10 protein-coding genes are annotated in these 16792 nt (G+C 59.0%); 2 read left to right on the forward strand and 8 right to left on the reverse strand.

The window, feature by feature from the left end; translation table 11 throughout:
* Positions 1-3 precede the first annotated feature (3 nt).
* The 8 genes from LOY70_RS17895 to LOY70_RS17930 form a co-directional block, all read right to left on the reverse strand.
* The gene (locus LOY70_RS17895; RefSeq protein ID WP_265028713.1) at positions 4-1254 is read right to left on the reverse strand and encodes a cytochrome P450; all 1251 of its coding nucleotides are present in this window, start codon (positions 1252-1254) and stop codon (positions 4-6) included.
* A 25-nt stretch (positions 1255-1279) separates the two neighbouring features.
* Entirely contained in the window at positions 1280-2143 is an 864-nt protein-coding gene (locus LOY70_RS17900; protein ID WP_265028714.1) for a class I SAM-dependent methyltransferase, read from the reverse strand.
* Positions 2140-2415, reverse strand: a complete 276-nt coding sequence (locus LOY70_RS17905; protein WP_265028715.1) for an acyl carrier protein — start codon at positions 2413-2415, stop codon at positions 2140-2142. Before LOY70_RS17905 ends, LOY70_RS17900 begins: the two co-directional genes overlap by 4 nt.
* A 17-nt stretch (positions 2416-2432) precedes the next feature.
* A complete protein-coding gene (locus tag LOY70_RS17910; protein ID WP_265028716.1) occupies positions 2433-3422 on the reverse strand; it encodes an acyl-CoA desaturase in 990 nt (329 codons plus the stop codon).
* A gap of 84 nt (positions 3423-3506) precedes the next feature.
* Positions 3507-3908, reverse strand: coding sequence for a PaaI family thioesterase (locus LOY70_RS17915; protein WP_265028717.1), 402 nt, complete (start codon positions 3906-3908; stop codon positions 3507-3509).
* Between the two features lie 62 nt (positions 3909-3970).
* Positions 3971-4759, reverse strand: coding sequence for an alpha/beta fold hydrolase (locus tag LOY70_RS17920; RefSeq protein ID WP_265028718.1), 789 nt, complete (start codon positions 4757-4759; stop codon positions 3971-3973).
* Between the two features lie 265 nt (positions 4760-5024).
* Positions 5025-6425, reverse strand: a complete 1401-nt coding sequence (locus LOY70_RS17925; protein ID WP_265028719.1) for a diaminobutyrate--2-oxoglutarate transaminase — start codon at positions 6423-6425, stop codon at positions 5025-5027.
* A gap of 23 nt (positions 6426-6448) precedes the next feature.
* Positions 6449-6664 carry an MbtH family protein gene (locus LOY70_RS17930; protein WP_265028720.1) on the reverse strand — a complete coding sequence of 72 codons (216 nt, stop codon included), beginning with the start codon at positions 6662-6664 and terminating at the stop codon, positions 6449-6451.
* A gap of 200 nt (positions 6665-6864) precedes the next feature.
* On the opposite strand from LOY70_RS17930, the gene LOY70_RS17935 reads away from it, so the two are divergent.
* Positions 6865-7848 (forward strand): TauD/TfdA family dioxygenase, encoded by a 984-nt coding sequence (locus LOY70_RS17935; RefSeq protein ID WP_123343345.1) that lies wholly within the window; start codon positions 6865-6867, stop codon positions 7846-7848.
* A gap of 1 nt (position 7849) precedes the next feature.
* Positions 7850-16786, forward strand: a complete 8937-nt coding sequence (locus LOY70_RS17940; protein WP_265028721.1) for a non-ribosomal peptide synthetase — start codon at positions 7850-7852, stop codon at positions 16784-16786.
* Positions 16787-16792 lie beyond the last annotated feature (6 nt).

Here is a 16792-nt window from a genome sequence, read left to right on the forward strand (position 1 = left end):
GCTTCAGAGAAACTGAACATCGAGAGACGACAAGCTTCGAACGATAAAACTGCCGGCTTGCCAAGTCGGTTTATTATGACCGGGGGTCAAGCCAGGCCCTTTAACCAATTGTGAAAGTACCGCCTGCATTTGGCGCTCGGCTAACAATGCACCCAAGCAACCATGCATACCGTAGCCAAATGCTAAATGCCCCTTTGTCTGACGCTCGATATCAAAGCGGTCAGCATCAGGAAAAAAGCGTTCATCCCTGTTGGCCGACCCCAGACACAGCAAAATCTGATCCCCTTCTTTAATAACCTGCCCATCCAGGAGCAACTCTTTTGTCGCGAAGCGTTTAGTATGTTGAAGGGGTGTCTCGAAGCGCAAAACCTCTTGTACACAGCAGGGAATTAGCTGCGGCCGCTCCAAGAGCAAGCGGTATTGCCCAGGATGCTCCAGCAAGGCATTTATGCCATTGCCAATCAAGCTTTTGGTGGTTTCGTTTCCAGCAACAAAGCACATGATGCAGACGAAAATCAGCTCCTCATGAGTCAAGCGATCACCGTCGATCTGCAAGTCAAGCAGCTGACTGATCAAGTCTTGCCTTGGGTTATTCTTGCGTTCAACAATGACACTGGAGAGGTATTCCATATATTCATCAAGAACGGTACTGACTCTTTCAAAATCGTCCTTGACCATCAGCCCAGGCTCTAACAGGAAACGGATGGCATGGGTCCAGGCATCGATGGTCGAATGCATTTCAGCAGGCAGCCCGATCCATTGGCACATGACCCGTAGCGGCGTGGGTTGGGCCAAGCCGGCGATGATGTCCATACCTCCTTGTTGATAGGCGTCCCGCAGCAAGTCCTGAATAATGTTTTCTATAGAACTTTGCAACTGATCAATTGCCGACGGCGAGAACGCGATGTTCATCAACTTTCTCAGACGATGATGATCGGGATTTTCGGTGAATACTATGGATTTGTAGGCCAACCGCTGAAACGGTGCGTTATCGCGACCAAATTTAGCGGCCTGATTATCAACCAGCTTCGGAATAATACTTGCATTGCAGCTACGATCACGCAGAACACTCATGACATCAGCGTGCCGGGTAACAACCCACATACCCAACACCTTGTGCAAGGGATTCAGTTCACGTAACTGGCGGTAAACGCCATAGGGCGTCTCACGAAATTCAGCGGAAAAAGGGTTGAAGCGAGGCAAATTGCTTAATTTAGCAGATCCCAACATTTGACCTTGAGCACCATCAGACATCGTGAGGTTCCCTCCATCAGATTAATTATCGGACAGCTTGAAGTTGGAGTCTCAGCAACTGAATTTTCCCGAACTGAAAACCATAAGCCGACATTTTCAGGTAGCGTAGATAACGGGTAACCACTGCATCGCCAACACGCTCCGCAGCAACTACCTTATTAGCGGACAAGCGGTGATACCACTCTTCACACGTTTTCGCATAATCCAGCCGACCATTGTCGACACGTTGAATTTCAAAAATCCCCTCCGCCGCCTGAGCTATTTCCGCCAATGTGGGCAGGTCCGCATTGGGGAATATCTCTTCATTGAAAAAAGCACTGGCTTGTTCTCTGGCCATGGAACCATAAGCAATTGTTTGCAACGAAAGCCGCCCTCCGGGCTTCAACCAGTCTCGGCAGGAAAGAAAGAATTTTCGATAGATTGCTATCTTCTCTTCAATACTATCTGAAGGAGAGGCGAAGTGCTCAAAGGCGCCAATGGAAATGATCCCATCAAAGGGTGTTGTGGGGACGAACTCTTGCCAGTTTTTTACCTCCACACCTACCTTCAAATATGACTGACTCTGTATATAAGCCGCTTGCTGATCACTCAGCGTCAGTCCTACGGCGCGGTTGATGTTTGGCATATTCTCCAGCGTGCCAAGCACGCCCCCCCATCCACAGCCGATATCAAGTACCGACTGTAGATTTTGCGCATCAATGGCCTCAAGGTGATAGGCTATTTTTCTTACCTGCGCACTCTCCAGCGTTTCACTACCAGCCCATACGGCACAAGAATAGGAAAGTGTCGGATCCAGCCACAACTCATAAAAGTCATTACCCACATCATAGTGGTGACGTATCGCTTTCGACTCCTCTTCCAGTCGATGCTTGGTTGTTAGTGTGTTCATTTTCCCGACGTCCTGTTCCTGCCCACGATCAACCCAGTCACGGCACTGATATTAGGATTATCGAACAATTCCTCTGCTGATATTTCCACGCCGTATCTTTGTTCGATTTCGATCAACAAAGAAACTGCCAGGGAGGAGTCGAGTCCCAACTCACTGAAATCTTTATTTTCATCGATTTTTATCCCGGGAGCATTGAGAAGCTCGCTTATCTGATCCTTACACCACTGGACGACGGCGTCTTTTTCCAACGAAATAGATTCATATGCGGTCATGATTCAAGATTTCCTTATTAGAGGGGCTGTACACTTCTTTTTCTACGACTCATCCTTCGTTGTAAGGTAGGAACTCGTAAATCCCACGCCGCCCCGGTCAAGCACAAGCCCCGGATAACCCAGTACCCAGGATCGAATACTGACCATTGCAATCCAAATGAGGGAGACTCGGGAAACGCATGGTGATTGTTGTGCCATGACTCTCCGAAAGTAACTAACCCGAATAGGCCTCCATTGCGACTGTAATCTTTGGATTGATAGGGCCGAGTACCGAATCGATGCAGTATGGAGTTGATGGACCAAATGATGTGACCCACGACAAACATGCGGACAGCCCCTCCCCAAAGGAAGCCGCTCAACGCGCCCCATAAAGATTGACTAAGCAGCCCGCCCAGTAGTGCTGGCGCTAGCAGCCCAAGCAAGACCCACGTGTAGTAATGACGTGCCGTTTTAGCAATGAGTGGATCTCGAATCAAATCCGGAGCGTAATAGGCAACGTTGGGGTAATCGTGTTCCTTCATCCACAGAAAGTGAGAGTGCGCCAGGCCCTTGATAATGCCAGCAAATCCGGAGCCATGCAGATTGGGTGAATGCGGGTCGCCTGGTTGATCGCTCAACTCGTGGTGACGCCGATGCATGGCCACCCAAGACAACAGGGCCCCCTGCCCAGCCATGGAACCCAGTATTGTCAGGACAACCCCAACTGCCGGCTTGGCCTTGAACGAGCGGTGAGTAAAGTATCGATGATAGCCCACACTGACACCGATCCCAGTCAGTGCCCAAAAGGCAATGAACAACCCCATATCCAGTGCACTCACAGGCTTATAAAATGCCAATACCCCCGCCAGAACAACGCCCAGCACAGGAAGAACATCAAATAGCAGGAAATGCTTTCGCTGAAGTCGATGAAAGTATGGACTACTTATCGCCTTGCGCTTCACATCCTTACGTTCGGCTTTATCTTGAGAAAACTGATCTCTTTCGGGTGAGCGCACAGCACTGTCCATCGTCAATCACTCCGTGAAATATCGTTAATTAGGCCATGCATGACACTTATGCATCACACCGTAGAATAATCGCTGCCCTCGCCCTCAGCTAACGACTAGAAAAGACGCACTGGCTCGAACCACTCGCTCATTTCCAACGCTAATATAACTGTTGGCAAAAACCAACCGACTTCCGGTTTTTTGAATATCCACCACTGCTTCCAACCAGTCACCTATTTGGGCAGATCCGGCAAAGTCAGTCGTCAGTGTCGTCGTTACAAGTTTGAGAGGCGGGTCTTTCGAGAAAGCTGAGCTGTAGCCCAGGGCTACATCAGCCAGCGTCATGAATAAGCCACCATGTGCAAGTCCACGGGCATTGGTATGTTTCTCCTGCACACGAATCCCAATGGTAAAACCTGCAGCATCTTGCCGATAATAGAAGGGTCCCAGCAACTCAAGAAAAGGGCTGCTTCTGAATAATGGTTTGAAATCGTGCGGAGCATCCATTTCGCGCTACCTTTTTTATTTTAATAACACCTATACATCTGCAGGACAACGAAAGCATCCCCCTACAAAAGTGCGTCCGCTAAAAACGTCTTCACTCTCATATTGACCATGTCGGCGTGCGTCATATTAACTGAATGTGCAGCACCCACGACCTCCATGAACTGGCTATCGACAATCCCTGACTCTAACTGCCTGGCCTGCTCGATAGTAATCGCACTGTCTTTATCACCCCATATTACAAGTGCCGGCATCTGCAAGTTACTTAACGCAGGAACAAGGTTGTCACGTTCTGCCAGCGCCTTAAAATTGAAACACAGGGTGCTCTTGTCAATCGCTTGCCATTTCTTAATCCAGGGTTCAGCCAGTTCTTTATCCGCCCCCAAGATAAATCCCGACACGCCTTGCGCGACTTCATCAGTCAGGGAGTTTTCAAGCCATGCACTAAGAAGCTGGGAATATACGACTTGTTGGTTTTCTTCTTCCACGCCAGCATGTGTAGCGATCAAAACCAATGCTTGAACCTTTTCGGGATAACGCAGTGCGGCTCGCAGGCTAACGTAGCCACCTTGCGACATACCCAATAAAACGGCCTTATCTATATTGAGGTAGACCAGTAAAGCGGAGAGATCGTCTGCACTGTCCCAGAGACTGAAAGGCTCAGTGATGGGGGTATTTTGTCCATGCCCTCGTTGGTCCCACGTGATGACTCGATAGTGCTCACGTAAAACGCGAACCTGAGCATCAAACATGCTTTGATCCATGAACAGACCATGAGAAAGCACTATTGCTACATCGCCATCCAGAGTGTCTGTAAAGCTGATCGGCCTTCCATTTATCAGTGCGATGGTCATTTTATCTTCCATGATATTCGACGTGTCGGCTGACAATAGCCTAGAAATCGCACCTGTCAAATTGGATGGATTACTTGTTTCCTGACGAGGAAACTACAGAGGGGTGGCAGTCGTGGTTACTGAGCAATGGGTTGTTGTCCGAGCATTGCGTTGCGCAACGCATCAACCAGGGGCTGCAATGGGGCAAACGGTTGGACAATTAATGGGCCCAGCACCCGATCGGACAGCACCGGCTTTGCACCGGTGTTATCCGACCCAGCGCCCATCAACTCAGCGCATGCTCCAACGCGATCTGGAACTTCTCCACCAGCAGATCGATCTCCGCCGCCTGGATCGTCAACGGTGGCAAGAACCGCACGACAGCCCCATGACGCCCACCCAACTCAATAATGACGCCCTCTCGCAGGCATTGCTGCTGGATAGCCTTCGCCATGACGCCGTTGGCCGGTGCGACACGTGCGCCCTCGGTCGCCGTCGAGACGATTTCGACGCCCACCATCAGGCCACGTCCGCGAACCTGCCCGATGCACGGGTAGTCACGTTGCAGCTGCCGAAGTTGAGTCATCAAGCGTTCGCCCATGGCCTCGGCGTGGGTCGCCAGGCCTTGTTCCTGGAGGTAGCGTAACGTCGCGGTGCCCGCGGCCATGGCCATCTGGTTGCCGCGGAAAGTACCGGCATGGGCCCCAGGCTTCCAGAGGTCCAAGGCTTCACGGTAGACCATGACCGCCAGAGGAAGACCACCACCGATGGCTTTGGAAAGGACCAGGATGTCGGGCTCGATTCCCGCGTGTTCAAACGCGAACATCCGTCCGGTACGGCCCAAGCCGGTCTGGACCTCGTCGACGATCAACGCGACACCGTGTTGCTGGGTCAGCTTGCGCAAACCTTGAAGCCAGCGCGCCGGCGCCGGAATCACACCGCCTTCCCCTTGCACCACCTCCACCACCACTGCGGCGGGTGGAAGGACTCCAGACTCAGGGTCCGTCAATAATTGCTCGATGTAGTTCAGCCCCGCATCGATCCCCGCCTCGCCGCCGATACCGAATGGGCAGCGGTAATCATAGGGATACGGCAACACCTGCACGTCCGCCATCAGCGAGCCGGGCAATTGCTTGGGCCCCAGGTTGCCCATCAAGCTCAATGCGCCCTGGGTCATGCCGTGATAACCACCGGAAAAACTGAAGATGCCTTTACGACCCGTCGCGATCTTCGCGAGCTTGAGGGCCGCTTCAATCCCGTCCGCCCCGGTCGGCCCACAGAATTGGATGCGTGCTTGTGCTGCGAATGCCGGCGGCAATGCCGCGAACAGCGCCTCGACAAACGCATCCTTGACCGGTGTGGTCAGGTCGAGTGTGTGCAAGGGCAAACCGGAATCGAGTGTCGCTCGCATCGCGTCGATGGTCACCGGATGGTTGTGACCGAGCGCCAGCGTCCCGGCTCCGGCCAGACAGTCCATGAACACCTGGCCGCGCGTGTCCTGCACGTAGAGCCCGTGGGCCTCCTTGAGGGCCAAAGGAATACGTCGTGGATAAGAGCGCGCATTGGATTCGCGTGCGGCCTGACGTTCAAGCAAATCGTCCGGCGTGAATTCACGCCGTGGCTGCCGGCGGAAATGCTCGAGGGTAAAAATCGAGCCGGACTCGGTCCAGCGATGAAGACTTTCCATGCGAATGTCCTTATAGGCGAGGGTCAGCGCTGTGGGGAGGCTTGCAGGGCCGTACGCAAACTGAGTGGACGCATGTCCGTCCACTGCTCCTCGATCCAGGCCAGGCACTGGGCCTTGTTTCCCTGGTGGCCGGCCGCACGCCAGCCCTCGGGCAATGCCTTGTAATCCGGCCAGATCGAATACTGCTCCTCGTGATTGACCACCACGACAAAACCGCTTTCAGGGTTATCCCAACTCATTTTTCATCTCCTTGTACGAGCGTTAGCCAATAGCCTGAGGCCTGCGAGAGCGGATGATTCTGGCAGCCAAAAACTAATAATGCGAATGTTAATAAATATTATTAACACCTGCCTCGGGTATCGGATAGTATTTCTCACCTCCAATAAACGCACTACAAAGTGGCGTTTCGACACATGACCAAAAAATGAGGGAGCGAGAGATGGGACGGGACGTCGAGCAGTCATCAGGGTTATCCGTGCGCCCACTTCTGGTGCACAAAACGTTGCCATTGCTGGTTGAGCCGCTTGATCGCACACGTTGCCTAAGCGAGCTTCACGGGCTGGTCGAGGATCAATTGCACGAGGCCGGTGCCCTGCTTCTGCGCGGGTTCGATGTGCTCGGGGAACATGCCTTCCAGGCGCTTGCCCGCGGTTTCGGCCATGAGTTGCTGACGTATGAGTTCGGCTCGACCCCGCGCAAAGCGATCGAGCCAGGCGTCTACACATCGACCGAATACCCCGCCCATCAAACCATTCCCCTGCACAACGAGCAGTCCTACACCCTGCAATGGCCCATGAAAATCTGGTTCCATTGCGTCCAGCCGAGTGTCGAAGGGGGCGAAACGCCTATCGCCGACAGCCGTCGCATCTTCCAGCAGCTCGATCCCGCCTTGCGTCAGCGCTTCACCGAGAAACGGCTGATGTACGTGCGCAATTATGGCAACGGCCTGGATTTGTCCTGGGAGCAGGCCTTCAACACCGAGGACCGCGCAGTGGCTGAAGCCTACTGCCGGGCCAATCGCATTGCGTTCGAATGGAAGGACGACGGCGAATTGCGCACCCGCCAGATCTGCCAGGCCGTTGCCCGTCATCCTAAGACCCAGGCGTGGGTCTGGTTCAACCAGGCACACCTGTTCCACGTGTCCAATCTTGCCCCGGCGATCCGTGAAAGCCTCATGGCGGTGGTCGACGATGATCCGCTCGATCTGCCCCGTAATGTCTATTACGGCGACGGCAGCGAGCTGGAAGAAAGCGCCCTGGAGGAAATTCGCGGGGTGCTGGCTGAGAACAGCGTCTATTTCCCCTGGGAAAAAGGCGACGTACTGATGCTCGACAACATGCTGGTTGCCCATGGGCGCGCCAGCTTCAAAGGGCCTCGACAAGTGATCGTCGCCATGGCCGAACCTGCCCAGGAGCAAAACTGACATGACGTCCACCCTCTTGCAGCTGGCCAGCCCCGGCCAACAGGCCCTATGGCAGTTCCACCAGCTCAACCCGAGCAGTCATGCCTACAACATGGTTGCCGCGCGCGAGCTGCGAGCAGACCTGGACCCCGCAGCGCTGTGCGCCGCCTTTGCACGCATCGTCGAACACTGCGAAACGCTGCATTGCGGCTATCGGGAAGTCGAGGGGCAACTGTGGATGTCGCGCCCCGAGCAGATCAGGGTCAATGCAACCTGGGAGTGCCTCGACGACCTCGACGCGGCGGGGGTCAAGGCGTGGATCGAACAGCATGCCGACCAGCCATTCGATCTCGCCTCGGCAGACGTCTGTCGCCTGCGCTTGCTGCGCAATCAGGGGCGACTTTATTTATGCATGGCGGCGCATCACATCAGCGGCGACTTCCTCAGCGTTGAATGGATGCTCAAGCTGACCTTCGCCGCCTACCATGCCCAAACCACGGGCGAACCGCTGACCCTGCCAGAACCAGGGCTGTATTTCGAGTGGTTGAACGACCACCGCGGGATGCTCGAAGAGAGCAAACTCGCCGCCCTGGCCAGTTACTGGCAAGGGCAACTCAGCGGGGCGCCCTCGGCCCTGGAACTGACACCGGACCGCCCTCGCTCACGCACGTCCAACTACGAAGGCGACGAATTCGAATGCCTGCTCGATGAGCGCCAGAGCAGCCATTTGCGAGCGATGGCCGACGCCCATAACGTCAGCCTGTTTGTGCTGCTGGCCGGGCTTTTCCAGGTGTTCCTGCATCGCTGCAGCGATCAGGACGACTTCCTGATCGGCACGCCGACCATGGATCGACACAAAGCCAAATACAAGAACCTGATGGGGTTTACCCTCAACAGCCTGCCGCTACGCGCGCGCTTCGAGCACAACCCGACCCTGGCCGATTGCTTGCGCGACGTCGCGCAACAAATGCGTGAAGGCTTGCGCCATCGCCGTTATCCATCGGTGCGCATGCAGGAACATCTCGGCAACGGCCCATTGTTTCGCTGCATGCTGACCTACATGCCCAGCCGCCGCGATGACCAGTTCGCTGAATACAGCGTGCAAGAACACCTGTTCACCCAACGCGGCGCGGCCAACGACCTCAATCTGCGCTGGCAGGACGATGGCGTCCAGTTGCTCGCGCAATGGCGTTTTCGCACTGACCTGTTCGATGCGCGACGTATCGCCCGCCTGGCCGAAGATTTCGTCTGGTTTGCCGGCCAGGCCCGGCAGTTCCCCGACGCACGGGTCAGCGACCTGCCGGCCTGCCCACCGTCCGCGGCGTCCAGCTGCCAGGGCCCGAACAGCCAGCCTGCCTTTGCAACCGCTGTCGAAGCCTTCGAACATCACGTACGCACACACCCTGATCGAATCGCCCTGAGCGACGCCAACGGCTCGCAGACCTACGTCCAACTGGACCAGGCAGCCGAAGCGCTGGCTCAACAGTTGCGTAGCGCCGGAACAGGCCCTGGCCAGATTGTCGCGCTGGCCCTGCCGCGGGGCCGCGCGTTGATGACGGCCATGCTGGCCAGTTGGAAACTGGGCGCGGCTTATCTATGCCTGGACCCGGCGCTGCCTGAGTCACGCCGCCAGCAGTTGCTGGATAACAGCGCCGCCAGCGTAGTGATCGGCCCCGAGCAAAGCCTGCGTTGCCTGACCCAAGGCACGGGCAGCGCGCCGATCAGTCCGCGGTCCGCCCACCCTCGGCAACTGGCCTACCTGATCTATACCTCCGGCTCCACAGGCACGCCCAAAGCCGTGGGCGTCACCCAGGGCAACCTGATTCACTACGTCGATGGGGTGATGCGCAGTCTTGCGCTGAGCGAAGGCGCCAGCCTGACGGCCTTGGCCAGTGTGGCTGCGGACCTGGGCTACACCGCCTGGTTTGGCGCGCTGCTGACCGGCCGGACCCTGCGCCTGATCGATGAGCAACTGGCCGCTGACCCTGAAGAACTGGCGCAGAGCCTGGCCGCCGCGCCAGTCGATTGCCTGAAAATCGTGCCTTCGCACCTCAACGCCCTGCTCGCGGTTGCCGCCCCAGAACGCCTGCTCCCGCGCCAATGCCTGGTGCTGGGCGGTGAAGGCCTGGACCTGACACTGGTCAAGCGCCTGCAAGCGTTGCGGCCAAGCTGCCGGATCATCAACCATTACGGCCCCACCGAAACCACCGTCGGTTGCCTGACCCAACCTGTGAACGACGCCGAGGAGAGCCTTTCCGGTTTCGCACCGATTGGCGCGCCACTGGCCAATGTCGATATACACGTGCTCGATCGCTATCTGCATCCGATGCCACTGGGCAACGCCGGCGAGCTCTACATCGGTGGCCCGGGTGTTGCCGATGGCTATCTGGGGCAGCCAGGTCTCACAGCACAGCGTTTCATCCCCAACCCGTTCAGCGGCGCGGGCGAACGCCTGTATCGCACCGGTGACCGCGCGCGGCTGCTGCCTTCCGGTGCCGTGGAATTCCTTGGCCGCATCGATGATCAAGTCAAGATTCGTGGGTTTCGCGTCGAGCCAGGGGAAATCGAAGCCTGCCTCAAGGCCTGTGACGGCGTGCGCGAGGCCGTCGTGGTGGCGAGGACACTCGGCGACCAGGAGGCGGTAAAACTGATTGCCTATCTGGTGCCGGACACCGGGCTGGATCGCGAACAGCTGCGTCGGCAACTGGCCGAGCAACTGCCCGAGCCGATGCTACCGAGCCTGTACGTCGAACTGAGCGAACTGCCGCGCCTTGCAAACGGCAAAGTCGACCGACACAACTTGCCCTCGCCACAACAGAGCGCGCGACAAGAAACGCTTGAGGTTGCGCCTCGCGATCCAGTTGAAGCGCTGTTGATGACGCTGTGGTGCAAGGTACTGGGCAAACCCTCGCTGTCGATCCATGACGACTTCTTTGCCTTGGGTGGCGACTCGATCCTGGCGCTGCAATTAATTGCCGGCGCGCGCAAGGCGCAACTCAAGTTCACTCCGAAACATTTCTTCGCGCACCCCACCATTGCACGACTGGCCGCCACGCTGGAGTCGCCACTCAGGGACCTGGAAGCGCAATTGCTCGCCCTCTGGACCGAGGTGCTGCAACGCCCTGACCTGGCCCGGGACGATGATTTCTTCGCCGTCGGCGGGGACTCGATCATCGCCCTGCAGTTGATTGCAAAGGCGCGTAAGCAAGGCCTGCGATTCAGCCCGAAAGAGCTTTTCGCCCACCCGCGCATCGAAGCGCTGGCCAGCCTGCTCAGTCGCCGCGAACCGCCATTGGCCGCTGCGGCCCCGCAAGTGCCGGGGAAAAACCCACCGGCGGTATTCGCCCTCAGCCCAGTCGAGCGCAAAGCCCTCGACGTCCTGGCCGGGACCGAGCTGGAAGATGCCTATCCACTGTCGCCGCTGCAAAAAGGGCTGCTGTTCCATAGCCTGCTGGAAGATGGCAACGGCGTTTATGTCAATCAACTGCAAGCCGAGCTCCAAGGCCCGCTGGACCCCGAGCGCTACCTGGCGGCATGGCGCGATACTTTCGCCGCGCATCCGCTGATGCGGACCGGGATCCTCTGGCAAGGCCTGGAGGAACCGATGCAAGGGGTTTATCGCGACCTGCACTTGCCGGTACGACAACTGGACTGGAGCACCCTCGACGAACCCCAGCGCCAGCAGGCCATGGCCGATTATTGCCAGGCCGACCGTGCCCAGGGCTTCGATCCGCAGCGTCCTCCCTTGCAACGCATCGCCCTCATCCGGCTGGACGAACACCGCACCTGGCTGGTGTGGAGCCGCCATCACCTGATCGCCGATGGCTGGAGTTCGGTGATGTTGATGGAGGAAATACTGGCCCGCTACAACGGCCTGGCGGTCATCCGTCGCCCGCCTTATCGCGACTACATCGACTGGCTTGCCGCGCAACCGGACACACAGAGCCAGGCTTACTGGCAGCAGCGCCTGGCAGGCTTCGAAGGCGCCGGCTCCCTGCCCGCCCTGGCCGTCGCCGAAAGCGCGGCGGCCGCGCACTACTACACTGCCGGCCTGCAACTGGACGAAGCCCAGACCACCCGGCTGAACGCACTGGGGAAAAACAACCGGGTCACCCTCAATACGCTGATACAAGCGGCCTGGGGCCTGCTGCTGGCGCGCCATAACAACCAGCCGGATGTCATGTTCGGTGTCACCAGCAGCGGACGCCCGGGCGACCTGCCGGACGCAGGGCAGATGCTCGGCGTGTTCATCAACACGCTGCCACTGCGTTTGCAGGTCGACTCCGGATTGACCCTGGGCGACTACCTGCATCAGGTCCAGGCGATCAGCGTCGCCATGCGCGAGCATGAGCAAACGCCACTGGCCGAAATCCTCCAGCAGCACCCACGGGGCGCTGGGCTGTTCGATACATTGCTGGTGTTCCAGAACCTGCCGGCCCTGGGCGAACGGCAACTGCAATCGGGCGATTTGACGCTCAAGGTCATGGATAACCTCGAACAGACCAGCTACGGCCTCACGGTCGAAGCCTTGCCCGGACGCCGCCTGGAGGTGCTTTTCAGCGCCGACGCCCGACGCCTGCCGGTCGAATCGCTGCAGGCGCTGATCAATGATCTGCGGCGGCTCCTGCTCGCCATGGACACCGCACCGGACACCCGTCTCGAACAGTTGTCGATCCTGACCACGGACGAGCGTGCCCGCCTGCTTGACTGGGGCACCCATCGGGCCGACTACAGCCTTGACGACACCTGGGAGCAACGGGTGGCCATGCAAGTCGCCCTCCACCCCGAGCGCTTGGTTGCACGTTGTGCTGATCAGTGCCTGACTTATGCCCAACTCTGGCAACGCTCGGAAGTCCTGGCTCGCGGCCTTCAGGCATTGGGCGCGCAACCTGACCAGCCGATCGCCTTGCTCGCCGACCGGGGCCTCGATTGGTTGTGCCTGATGGTCGCGACCCTGCGCGCAGGCTGTGCCTGGCTAGCGCTGGAACCGTCCCAGCCGCCGGCACGCTGGCAGCAGGTACTGGCGCGGCTGCAGCAGCCGTTGGTGATCTGCACCGCCGATTACGCAGAGCGCCTGATCTCGGTCTACCAAGGCAAGCACGCCTCGCCGAGCGACCTGGTGGAAATGAGCAGCCTCGGGCGCCTGCCGCATCAAGCGGCACGTCAGGACCAATTGGCCTACGTGCTGTTCACCTCGGGCTCCACCGGTCAGCCCAAAGGCGTGATGGTCACGCGCGCCGGCATGCTCAACAACATGCTGGCCAAGCTGGAACCCCTGGGTCTGAACCCGAACGATGTGATTGCCCAGACCGCACCGGCCTGCTTTGACATTTCTGTCTGGCAAGCACTCACCGCCCCGCTGTTCGGTGCTTGCGTGGAGATCATCGGCGACAGCGTCGTACGTGATCCCCAGGCATTGCTCCAAGTCCTTCGTACGCGCCAGGTCAGCCTGTTCGAACCAGTCCCGGCGTTGTTGCAGGCGATGCTGGAAAGCCAGGCCGACCAACCGGTGCCATTGCCGGATTTGCGCTGGGTACTGCCCACCGGCGAAGCCCTGCCGGTGGCAACCACGCAGCAATGGTTCAGCCATTACCCGCACATTCCCCTGATGAACGCCTATGGTCCGGCAGAGTGTTCGGATGACGTGGCCTTCCAGCCCTTGCGCACCGCACCCGATCAAGGGACCAGCGTCGCGATCGGCCGGCCCACCGCCAATGCCGAACTGTACGTCCTGGGCCACGACCTGCAACCACTGCCCAACGGCGTCGTCGGAGAGTTGGCCATCGGCGGCATCGGCGTCAGTCGCGGCTATCTGGCGGACCCGTCGCGCACCGCCGCCAGCTTCATTCCCAACCCGTTCGGCGAGGCCGGCAGTCGTCTTTACCTGAGCGGCGATCTGGCGCGCTGGGGCGATGACGGCGTGTTGCAGTATTTCGGACGCAAGGATTTCCAGCTCAAACTGCGCGGCTTCCGCATCGAACCTGGGGAAATCGAAGCGCATCTGGAGCGTCATCCGGACATCCTTCGCGCCATGGTCAGCCTGCAACGGCTGGGCAGCAGCGAGATGCTGGTGGGCTACTGGCAGGGTCGTCACGGACACGCACTCACCGATGCCGCGTTGGCGCAGTTCGTCGTGGAGGGTTTACCCGCTTACATGGTGCCCTCCCTGTGGGTGCGGATGGACAGCTGGCCACAGAACGCCAATGGCAAAATCGATCGCAAGGCCTTGCCGGCTCCCACGCTGCACAACGCCGAGGTCGATCCCCCGCGCAGCGCCAACGAACACTTGCTGGCCGAGCTATGGGCGACGCTGCTGCCGCCCCAGGCGCTGGGGCGCAACAGTCACTTCTTTGAAGCCGGTGGGCATTCACTCCTGGCGACCCGCCTGATCGCCCGCATTCGCCAACGTTGCGGCCTGGAACTGGCGCTGCGCAGTGTTTTCGATGCGCCGCTGCTGTGGCAACAGGCGCAGTGCCTGGACGTTCTCTCGACTCAACCGGCCAAGACCGCCAGCGCGCCCGAGCTGCGACCCATCGAGCGCCAGGCGCACATGCCCCTGTCCCTGAGCCAGCACCGCCTGTGGATGATCGATCGCCTGCACGGACCCTCCGCGGCCTACAACATGGCCGCCACCCTCAGCCTGCAAGGTTCGCTGGACATCAGCGTCCTGCGCGCCACGTTCAATGTGCTGCTGAACCGTCACGAGGTCCTGCGCACCGCCTATTCGGACATCAACGGCGAACCGGTTTCGTTGATCGCAGCGCACCTCGACATGGAGTTGCCGCTGCGCGATGTCTCCCACCTCGACGCCGAGCAACGCCAGGCCGTGGCCGACCAGGAGAGCCTGGACAACCTGCGCCTTCCCTTCGATCTGGCACAGGCACCCTTGATCCGGGCGCGAGTACTCAAGCTCGACGAGCGTCAGCATCTGTTGTTCCTGAGCCTGCATCATATGGTCGCCGACGGCTGGTCGGTCGGCGTACTGATCAATGAGCTGAGCCATGTCTATACCGCGCTCCATACCGGCATGCGTGCGCAACTGACGCCGTTGCCGGTGCAATACGCCGACTATGCGCACTGGCAGCGTGAGTGCCTGCAAGGTCCAGGCCTCGATAAAGCAGTGGGCTTCTGGCAGGAGCAATTGCGCGGAGCGCCGCAGGTCCTCGCGCTGCCGACCGATTGGCCGCGCCCGGCCCAAGCCGATGCGCGGGGCGCCGCCAAGGCCCTGGAAATACCCGCGCCGCTGCTGGCACGTCTCGAGGCACTGGCCCTGGCCGAAGGGGTCACCCTGTACATGGTGCTGCTCAGCACCTTCGAAATGCTGCTGCATCAGGTGACGGGCAACGATGAGTTGCTGCTGGGCACCGACGTCGCCGGTCGCGACAACGCCAACCTGGAAGGTCTGATCGGCTTCTTCGTCAATGTCCTGCCGCTGCGCTCGCGCCGAACCGCTGACCAGCGCTTCAGGGATTTCCTGGCCCATACCCGGGATACCTGCCTGCAAGCCTTCGAACATCAGGCGCTGCCGTTCGACCGTATTGTCGAAGCCTTGCAAGTGCCTCGCGAACGCAGCCGCAACCCGTTGGTGCAAGCCTTGTTCGTCCTGCAGAACACGCCCCCGGCCGACTTTGCCATTCCCGGTCTGGAGGTGCGCGTGCAGCCGCCGGCGGAACGCACCAGCAAGTTCGACATGGCGTTGTTCCTCGAGCGCCAGGGCGATGTCATGCGCGGTGATTGGGTCTACGCCCGCGCACTGTTCAAGGGCGAACGTATCGAGGCCTTGATCAGCGCCTGGCTGAGCCTGCTGCAACAGGTCGTCGAGCAACCCCACGCCGCGCTTGCTCATTTCACCTTTACATTGCCCTCTGTGGAGTCGTCCGCCTTGGCTAATTCACCCATGCCGTCGAGCAAGCTCGACAAACTGAAAAAAATGCCGACCCGCGCCACGGCGGCGCCCAAGCCGCTGATCCGCACCGCGCCACTGCAGCCGGGACGGGAATTTCCCTTGATGATCGAACCCTGCGTACCCGACCTGGATCCGGTGGGATGGGCACAAGGCTCGCGGGACCTCATCGACACCCTGCTGTGCAAGCACGCCGGACTCCTGTTTCGCGGCTTTGCCCTGGACGACGCCAAGGCCTTCGAAGCGTTCGCCGAGGCCATCCACCCAGGCCTGTTCGGTGGCTATGGCGACCTGCCGAAGAAGGAAGGCGGACGCAATATCTACCGTTCCACGCCCTACCCGGAGCGGGAGATGATCCTGTTCCATAACGAAAGCTCGCATTTGCCCCGCTCCCCGCGCAAACAATGGTTTTTTTGTGAGCTGCCTTCGCCTGTAGGGGGCGCGACGCCCATCGTCGACTGCCGCGAACTGTACCGGCGCTTGCCGACCGCCCTGGCCGAAAGGTTCGAAAGCAAAGGCCTGCTTTATGTGCGCACGTTCACCGAGCGCCTCGATGTCAACTGGCGAGAGTTTTTCAAGACCGAGAACCGCGACGAGGTCGAGGCCCTGTGCCGGGCCAGCGGCACCGAGTTCAGCTGGTTGGCCAATGATGAGCTGCAAACCCGTACCCGTTGCCCGGCGGTGATCCGTCATCCCTTGAGCGGCGAGCGCAGCTTCTTCAACCAGATTCAATTGCACCACACCTTTTGCCTGGACCCTCAGGTACGCGAAGACTTGCTGCGGATGGTCGGTCCGGAACGTATGCCGCGCCAAGTGTATTTCGGTGATGGCAGCCCCATCGACCCTGAAACGATGGCGCTGATAGGTCGCCTCTACGAAGCCTGCGCGGTGCGTTTCGACTGGCAACAGGGCGATGTGATCATGCTCGATAACTTGCTGGCCGCCCACGCCCGTGATCCTTTCGAGGGCCCGCGAAAAATTGTCGTCGCCATGGGCGATCTGCATGAGCCGGCCCGCCTGGCCGGTCACAACAACGCAATGGAACTGCAGGATTGAACCCCA

This window comes from Pseudomonas sp. B21-054, from assembly GCF_026016345.1.
Taxonomy (GTDB): domain Bacteria; phylum Pseudomonadota; class Gammaproteobacteria; order Pseudomonadales; family Pseudomonadaceae; genus Aquipseudomonas.